8 protein-coding genes are annotated in these 8,608 nt (G+C 60.2%); 1 reads left to right on the top strand and 7 read right to left on the bottom strand.

Going from position 1 to position 8,608, the window contains the following annotated elements:
- The 6 genes from WCA85_RS21485 to WCA85_RS21460 form a co-directional block, all read right to left on the bottom strand.
- Positions 1-311: type IV pilus assembly protein FimV (locus tag WCA85_RS21485; protein ID WP_424066887.1), on the bottom strand; the 311-nt coding region annotated here is incomplete at its 3' end.
- Between the two features lie 234 nt (positions 312-545).
- Entirely contained in the window at positions 546-1,667 is a 1,122-nt protein-coding gene (gene asd / locus WCA85_RS21480) for an aspartate-semialdehyde dehydrogenase (RefSeq protein WP_424066886.1), read from the bottom strand.
- A 355-nt stretch (positions 1,668-2,022) separates the two neighbouring features.
- Positions 2,023-3,096 carry a 3-isopropylmalate dehydrogenase gene (gene leuB / locus WCA85_RS21475; protein WP_424066885.1) on the bottom strand — a complete coding sequence of 358 codons (1,074 nt, stop codon included), beginning with the start codon at positions 3,094-3,096 and terminating at the stop codon, positions 2,023-2,025.
- A 101-nt stretch (positions 3,097-3,197) separates the two neighbouring features.
- Positions 3,198-3,848: a 3-isopropylmalate dehydratase small subunit gene (leuD, locus tag WCA85_RS21470; RefSeq protein ID WP_424066884.1), complete on the bottom strand. Its 651-nt coding sequence runs from the start codon at positions 3,846-3,848 to the stop codon at positions 3,198-3,200.
- Between the two features lie 82 nt (positions 3,849-3,930).
- A complete protein-coding gene (gene leuC, locus WCA85_RS21465; protein ID WP_424066883.1) occupies positions 3,931-5,340 on the bottom strand; it encodes a 3-isopropylmalate dehydratase large subunit in 1,410 nt (469 codons plus the stop codon).
- 333 nt (positions 5,341-5,673) lie between these two features.
- The gene (locus WCA85_RS21460) at positions 5,674-6,924 is read right to left on the bottom strand and encodes a DUF1479 domain-containing protein (protein WP_424066882.1); all 1,251 of its coding nucleotides are present in this window, start codon (positions 6,922-6,924) and stop codon (positions 5,674-5,676) included.
- A gap of 147 nt (positions 6,925-7,071) precedes the next feature.
- Here WCA85_RS21460 and WCA85_RS21455 point away from each other — a divergent pair, with 147 nt between their 5' ends.
- Positions 7,072-8,097, top strand: coding sequence for a helix-turn-helix domain-containing protein (locus WCA85_RS21455; protein WP_424066881.1), 1,026 nt, complete (start codon positions 7,072-7,074; stop codon positions 8,095-8,097).
- A 143-nt stretch (positions 8,098-8,240) separates the two neighbouring features.
- Here the strand turns inward: WCA85_RS21455 and WCA85_RS21450 are convergent.
- The coding region (locus tag WCA85_RS21450; RefSeq protein ID WP_424066880.1) for a citrate/2-methylcitrate synthase at positions 8,241-8,608 on the bottom strand (368 nt) is incomplete at its 5' end.

Raw genomic sequence — 8,608 nt, 5'->3', positions numbered from 1 at the left:
GCCGAAGCCCCCGAAGTCGCCACCGCAGCGCCTGTCGAATCGAGCGCCGGAATGGTCAGCACCGCACCCAGCCGCAAGCGGCTCGGATCGTGCGCCATGAACGCATTCGGATTCGCATCGAACAATGCACGGGAAGCGCGCACGAGCGTCGCGCGGTCGTGCGACTGCGTCGCAGCGATCGCCACGTCATTGAGCGATTGCCCCGGGTGAATCGAATATTGGCTGCCGGCCGCCAGCGGCGCCGATGCTTCAGCCGGCGCGCTCGCGGCATCCGTGGTGGCAGCCCGCGCGTCGGGTGCTGCTCCGGTCATCACAAATACGATCGCAGCGGCCGCCGCAATCTGACAAAGACGGTTACGTGGCATAGCGTGCAGGGAAGAGAGCCTAACGGTCATCGGGACTTCAGGCGCCTTAGCGCTTAGCCCTTGTTTGCGATTGAATAGTGGCAAGATTTTCGGAGCACACAATGAAAAAAGCGCCGCGGGAAACGCGACGCTTTTTGAGTTTTGACGCGTCGTAAATTGCAGATACGCGCGTAGTTTACTTTACTTGTCGAGCAGAATGCGAAGCATCCGACGTAATGGTTCAGCAGCACCCCACAACAACTGGTCGCCAACCGTAAAAGCGGACAGATATTCGTCGCCCATTGCCAGTTTGCGAAGGCGTCCGACCGGCACGGTCAGCGTGCCCGTCACCACCGCCGGCGACAAATCGCGAATCGATGCTTCGCGCTCATTCGGCACGACTTTGACCCAATCGTTGGCCGAGGCGAGGATGCCGTCGATCTCATCGAGCGGCACGTCCTTCTTCAGCTTGATGGTCAGCGCTTGCGAGTGACAACGCATGGCGCCGATGCGCACGCACAGTCCGTCCACCGGGACCGAGCCCGGTGTACCCATGGCCGGCTTGCCGAGAATCTTGTTGGTTTCCGCGCCGCCCTTCCACTCTTCCTTCGACATGCCGTTGCCGAGATCCTTGTCGATCCACGGAATCAGCGAGCCGGCGAGCGGCACGCCAAAATTGTCGGTCGGCATACGGTCGCTGTTCATCGCGGCCAGCACGCGGCGGTCTATGTCCAGAATCGCCGACGACGGGTCTGCCAGATCTTCCTTGGCCGAGCCGTACAGCGTGCCCATTTGCTGCAGCAATTCGCGCATGTTCTGCGCGCCCGCGCCTGATGCGGCCTGGTACGTCATGGCCGTCACCCAGTCGATCAGGTTTTCGCGGAACAGGCCGCCCAACGCCATCAGCATCAAGCTGACGGTGCAGTTGCCGCCAATGAAATTCTTCTGACCCTTGACCAGCGCGCTCTTGATGACGTCGAGGTTGACCGGGTCGAGAATGATGACCGCATCGTCCTTCATGCGCAACGACGACGCTGCGTCGATCCAGTAGCCGTTCCAGCCCGCTGCGCGCAGCTTCGGGAACACCTCATTGGTGTAGTCGCCGCCCTGGCAGGAGATGATGGCGTCGCATTTCTTCAGGTCGTCGATGCTCGAGGCATCTTTGAGCTTGGTCTCGTTTTTAGCGAACGACGGCGCGTTGCCGCCCGCGTTGCTGGTGCTGAAAAACACCGGTTCGATCAGATCGAAATCGCCTTCCTGCTGCATGCGTTGCATCAGGACGCTGCCGACCATGCCGCGCCAACCTACGAGACCTACGTTCATGACACTTACCCTTCGAGTGGAGGCTTCCCCGCATCTTTGCCCGCAGTGACCGCGCGGGGAAGATGGGCGGGCACGACGGACGATCAGCGAATCGTGATCGTTTTCGGGGTAATCTTTTTGACGGTAATGGCGAGTTCAACCGCACGGGCCGTTTTGCCGTGGAGGTTCAAAATCGAGGAGATTTGGGGAATCGTCGCCATCACAACAGTCTACACGAAAACCAGATTTGAGCGGCCAGCATGGCCTGTTTCATGCGCGAATGGCCCAAATTGCAGCCAATTCGCGCTTTACTGCCTGTTTGCGTACTGATCTGCACGCTATTCGCGGCGCTACATTCAGCGCCGCGACAACATCATCAATCCTTCAGTGCTGCGATAACCGCCTCACCCATCGCCGCAGTGCCGACCTGCTTACAGCCTGGCGTCAGGATGTCGCCGGTGCGATAGCCCTGCTCCAGTACGTTCTTCACCGCGGTTTCGATGCGGTCGGCCTGTTCCGCCTTGTTCAGCGAGTAACGCAGCATCATTGCGGCGGACAGGATCGTCGCCAGCGGGTTCGCCACGCCCTTGCCGGCGATATCCGGCGCCGAACCGTGCGAAGGCTCGTACAGGCCCTTGTTGTTCTTATCGAGCGACGCCGACGGCAGCATGCCAATCGAGCCCGTCAACATAGCGGCTTCATCCGAGAGGATGTCGCCGAACATGTTCCCGGTCACGATCACGTCGAACGACTTCGGCGCCTTCACCAGTTGCATCGCCGCGTTGTCCACGTACATGTGCGACAGCTCGACGTCCGCGTATTCCTTCGAGACATCGATCATGACGTCTTTCCAGAACTGCGACGTTTCGAGCACGTTGGCCTTGTCGACCGAAGTCAGCTTCTTGCCACGCTTTTGCGCCGCCTGAAACGCGACGTGCGCGATGCGGCGCACTTCCGGCTCCGAATAACGCATCGTGTCAAAGCCTTCCTTCGCGCCGGCGAACGGACCGTCTGGCGCTTCGCGCAGACCGCGCGGCGAACCGAAGTAAATGTCGCCGTTCAGCTCGCGCACGATCAGGATGTCGAGGCCCGAAACAATCTCTTCCTTCAACGACGAAGCGCCCGTCAATTGCGGATAGCAAATCGCCGGACGGAAGTTCGCGAACAGTTGCAGGTGTTTGCGCAGACCCAGAATGGCCTGCTCCGGACGCAACGCACGCTCGAGCGAGTCGTATTTCCAGTCACCGACGGCGCCAAACAGAATCGCATCGGCTTCCTTGGCTAGTGCGAGTGTCGAATCGGGCAGCGGGTGGCCCTTTGCCTCGTAACCCGCACCGCCAACCGGCGCTTCTTCCAACTCGAACTTTTCGCCGAGCACATTCAGAACCTTAACGGCTTCCTTGACGATTTCCGGACCGATGCCGTCGCCGGGCAACACTGCAATCTTCATGCGAAATTCCTCGATTGTTTTCGTTCAGACCTGAGCGCGCGTGGGATAACCGCTACGCGCGCCCCGCCGATGCAAAGCCAACGCCTGGCCCAAGCCAACCTTTAACCGACGATACGATGGCCGAGCCAAGGCTGCTTCGTCAGACGTTCTGCTTCGAACTGACGGATCTTGTCGGCATGGCGCAGCGTCAGACCGATATCGTCAAACCCGTTCAGCAGGCAGTACTTGCGAAAGCCAGCCACTTCAAACGGATACTCGGTGCCGTCGCCCACACGCACGGTCTGCGCTTCGAGGTCGATGGTCAACTCGAAGCCGTTGAACGCATAGGTTTCGTTGAACAGGTGATCGACTTGCTGCTCCGTCAACACGATCGGCAGCAGACCGTTCTTGAAGCAGTTGTTGTAGAAGATATCCGCGAAGCTCGGCGCGATGATCGCGCGAAAGCCATACTGCTGCAGTGCCCAGGGCGCGTGCTCACGCGAGCTGCCGCAGCCGAAGTTCTTACGCGCCAGCAGGACCGACGCGCCTTGATAGCGCGGCTGGTTCAGCACGAAATCCGGATTCAGCGGACGCTTTGAATTGTCCTGACCCGGCTCGCCGTGATCAAGGTAACGCCATTCGTCAAACGCGTTGGGACCGAAACCCGAGCGCTTGATCGATTTCAGAAACTGCTTCGGAATTATCGCGTCCGTGTCGACGTTTTCGCGATCCAACGGCGCAACGACGCCGGTATGTACGATGAATTTATCCATGGCCCATCACCAACCAGAGTAGAGACCGGCGACTGCGATGCAATACACGCCGCCGGTGGATTCGAAACAGGATCGCGCCCGCTTAGCCGAGCTTGCGAATATCGACAAAGTGGCCTTCGATCGCAGCCGCAGCCGCCATGGCGGGGCTCACGAGGTGAGTACGTCCACCCGCGCCCTGACGGCCTTCGAAGTTGCGATTTGACGTGGACGCACAACGCTCGCCCGGATCCAGCCGATCTGCATTCATGGCGAGGCACATCGAGCAGCCTGGTTCGCGCCATTCAAAGCCGGCGTCGGTGAACACCTTGTCCAACCCTTCACGTTCGGCTTGCGCCTTCACCAGACCCGAGCCCGGCACCACCATCGCAAGGCGGATGTTTGGCGCAACGCGACGGCCCAGTTTGCGTACGACATACGCTGCTGCGCGCAGATCTTCGATACGGGCGTTGGTGCACGATCCGATGAAAATCTTGTCCGGCTTGATCGACTCGATCGGCAGGTTCGGCTCGAGCGCCATGTACTTCAGCGCGCGTTCCATCGCGTCACGCTTGACCGGATCTTTCTCGCGTTCCGGGTCCGGCACGCGGCCATCAACCGCCGTGACCATTTCCGGCGACGTGCCCCAAGTGACTTGCGGCACGATTTCCGCAGCGTTCAGTTCAACCACGCGATCGAACGTAGCACCGTCATCGGACTTGAACTGCTTCCAGTATTCGACCGCGTGATCCCACTCGACGCCTTCCGGCGAGTACGGACGGCCCTTCAGGTATTCGACCGTGGTGTCGTCCACAGCGACCATGCCGGCGCGTGCGCCCCCTTCAATCGCCATGTTGCAGACGGTCATCCGGCCTTCCATGGTGAGCGCGCGGATCGTGGAACCGCCGAACTCGATGGCATAGCCCGTGCCGCCCGCCGTGCCAATCTTGCCGATGATCGCGAGCACGATATCTTTTGCCGTACAGCCGCGCGGCAGTTGGCCTTCCACCTTCACCAGCATGTTCTTGCTCTTCTTCTGCAAGAGCGTTTGCGTGGCCAGCACGTGTTCCACTTCCGACGTGCCGATGCCGTGCGCGAGCGCGCCAAACGCACCGTGCGTGGACGTATGCGAATCGCCGCAAACAATCGTCATGCCGGGCAGCGTGGCACCCTGTTCCGGCCCGATGATGTGCACGATGCCTTGACGCAGGTCATTCATCTTGAACTGGGTGATGCCGTACGAATCGCAGTTCTGATCGAGCGTGTCGACTTGCAGTTTCGACACTGGATCTGCGATGCCGTGGCTGCGGTCCGTGGTGGGTACGTTGTGGTCGGACACAGCCAGATTTGCGCTGATACGCCACACCGGACGCTCGGCTAGCTTCAGGCCCTCGAACGCCTGCGGGCTCGTCACTTCGTGCAGCAGGTGACGGTCGATATAAAGAATCGTCGTACCGTCGTCTTCCGTGTGGATCACGTGCGTGTTCCACAATTTGTCGTAGAGAGTCTGTGCCATGGTATGCGGGGTAGTAGTGGCTAAACAGCGAACTGCTCGCAAGCTGTGTGCGATTGATTATGCCACGCAGTGTCACGTTCCAGGTCCCTGATTCAGCGGAAAAACCGATAAAAAACAGGGAGTTGGGTGGTAGTGACGATACCTGTATTAGCGTTACCCGGCAGATGTGAGGCAGACGCCCTGCGCACTCGCATCTGCCTTTCGCGTTCCTCGTTCAGCGTCGGTGAAGCTGAAAAATCAACTACTTACTATGCGCATTACCCCAGAGCGACGAACTGACCCGCATTGGGTGCATCGCAGATACGGGGCAGAAAGCGCCTGCGACCGTGTACATCAGCCCGCGAGATCGAAGCCAAGCTGCGCCCGTCCCAATGGCGTCAAATCACTCTCCTGTGCGCGGCCCACAAAGTCCGTTTCAAAGTGATCAGTCGGGAAATCCGGAGCGCTCTCTCCGCGCAGAAAACTGGGCAATTGCCGCTTCAGATACTCTTCGTTTTTCGCGCACCAAGGCGCCGACGCGATGTACATCACATTGCTGTAGTTACTGCCGCTATGCACATCCTCCACGGAATGCACGACATCGCTGTGCCAGAACACGGCGTCGCCAGGTTGCATGTGGGGTATCGGCGTGACCGCTTCGAGCAGCAGGCTGTGCCAGGCGGGTTGGATCGACAACGCTCGCGCCGGTTGCGCACCACATAGTTCGTCTTCCGGAACATCGTCCTGCAACGCGCGCAGCACGATGTACGCCATCGCGTTGGCGATCGGGATGAGTTGCAGCGTGCCGTCGCCTGGTCCTTGCGGCGTCAGTGCGGTCCAGCCCTGGAAGGTGCGGAACATCGAGCACACCGCCGGCGACGGAATTTCCTGGGCATCGGGACGAAACGCGGCATCGAACGGATCGTATTCGCGCCAGTTGCCGGACAGCACGTGCCGATACACCTGCCTAAAATTCGGATCAAGCCAGCGCTCGACAGAACCTCCATCGACGTGCGGCGACAAACCGAGCGACTCCGATCCCGGCGGCCGCCGGCGAATACGGTCTGCGTACACCGGCACGCGTTCCGGATCGAAATGCTGCTTGCCTTCGCTCTCTGAGCGCCACAAGCGGTTCAGAAACACACGCGTCTGAGTGAGTTCCCGCGATTGACGGGCCGCCGTTTGAGGCTTGGACCAGTAAACGCCGTAAATCTGCGGCTTGCTTGACGACAGCGTGCCAAAGTACTTGTCCTCGGCACGATGCGCGAGCTTCTCGTCGAGGTTGTTGCGTTGCACGTAGTCGGCGATTTCGTCGTTCCAGTCGCTTGCCTGCTTCGGATCGAACACACGCCGGATCACACACGCGCCACGCGTCTTGATATTTTCGATGGTGCGCGGATCAACGTCGTTGGTCACGATTGACGCATAGTCGAGCACCGGGATCGCATCGCGCCCCTGGTCGCGGTCGCGCCGAATGGCGTCAACCTGCTGCCTGATTGCGCCCTCAACTTCGTGGAAAACCTGCGCATAGTTGGGCAAAGCGGCGCGCAGGGTGCGCTTGGTCTCCCGAATGGCTTCGGGCAGGTTGTCGACTACGAGTGGCATGACTTGTCTCCTGAGACGGTCTTTATCTGTGGCTGCATGGGCTTCAGATTAGGGGGCTTTGGTGCTACACACGCATCCATTTCAGCCAATTACCGATACAATTCAGACATCATCCATCCAATGCCCCATCCGGCCTGGGAGCGTCCCGTGAAGCCTCAGTACGAACGCGTCACCATCCCCGACGGTTGCTCGATTCGCGTCTATCACCGCCAGCTCGCGCAGATTCCGTTCGAATGGCACCACCATCCCGAGTACGAGCTTACGCTGACGATGAACAGCCGCGGGCGCCGTTTCGTCGGCGATCATATCGGCGCTTACAGCGGCGACGATCTCGTGCTAGTGCCGCCCGATATGCCGCATACGTGGGCATCAACTGAGCCCCTCGACCCGCGCGAGCCACAGGTCGCCATCGTCGTGTGGTTCAGCGGCGACTGGGCTCGGCGCATGGCCGATTGCTGTCCGGAGTTTGCGCCGTTACGGACGCTATTGAGGCGCGGTGCAGCTGGGTTGAAGTTTGCGCCGGAAGCAGCCACGTCGATGCGTGCGCGTCTTGATGCGTTGCTGAGTGAGTCGCCGCGGGTGAGGCTCGGTGCGGTGCTGGAAGTGCTTACCAGTCTCGCTGAGACCGCGCCGGAGCCGCTGGCGTCGCCCGCCGTCCATACGCAAGGTGCGAAGCAAACGGTGGCAGGCCGCGACGCGCAGAAGCCGCCTGCTGCGGCCGCATCCACGCCGGGAGGGAGCGCGTCAGAGGCGGAGCGGCTGAATCGTGTGCTGGATCTGCTTGATCGGCGCTTCCACGAGCCCTTGCGTGTTGCCGAGTTATGCGAGGCCGCTCATCTCTCCGAGCGTTCGTTGCACCGCTACTTCGTGCGGCATGTGGGTGAAAGCGTGGGACGCTATCTGAGCCGCTTGCGCATCGGCTTCGCAACCCGGCAGTTGACCGATACGGACTGGCCGATCGCGGTGATCGCCACGAAAGCGGGCTTTTCGAATCTCGCCAATTTCAACCGTCAATTTCTCTCAGCCCGTGGCATGACACCGAGTGCTTATCGACGCTTTTTCGAAACGCATGGGCATGCGCCGAAAGAGGATCCGTCGCCAACGGAAAACCTGCAGACGCGGCCGCCTTCGCTTGAGAGAACCCCACGGCGAGCGGGTCGCGTGTCGGGGTGAAAGCGAGCCATTTGCCTTCAACCGCGCCAATCAAACCAAACGCCGTGTAACGAAAAACGCCCCAACGAGTTTCCTCGTTGGGGCGCTTCTAATCAGCCTTGCTCTACGCGCCTTCGCAGGAAAGCGAGCAGATCCAACCCAGCTTAACGCTGCGAAACCGCCTTCGCTTCACGCGGCGTATCGCCAACGAACAGCTGACGCGGACGGCCAATCTTCTGTTCCGGATCCGCAATCATTTCGTTCCACTGTGCAATCCAGCCTACCGTACGCGCCATCGCGAAGATACACGTGAACATTGCCGTGGGGATGCCCAGTGCGCGCTGCACGATGCCCGAGTAGAAGTCGACGTTCGGGTACAGCTTGCGCGACACGAAGTATTCGTCCTCCAGCGCAATCTTTTCCAGCGCCATGGCCAGCTTGAACAGCGGGTCGTCGTGCAGGCCCAGTTCTTCCAGCACTTCGTGGCAGGTTTCGCGCATCAGCTTCGCACGCGGGTCGTAGTTCTTGTACA

The sequence above is a fragment of the Paraburkholderia sp. genome, assembly GCF_049581445.1.
In the GTDB taxonomy this organism is placed as follows: Bacteria; Pseudomonadota; Gammaproteobacteria; order Burkholderiales; family Burkholderiaceae; genus Paraburkholderia.
Note: the sequence above shows the minus strand (reverse complement) of the source record. Positions and strands in the feature narration are given on the sequence as shown.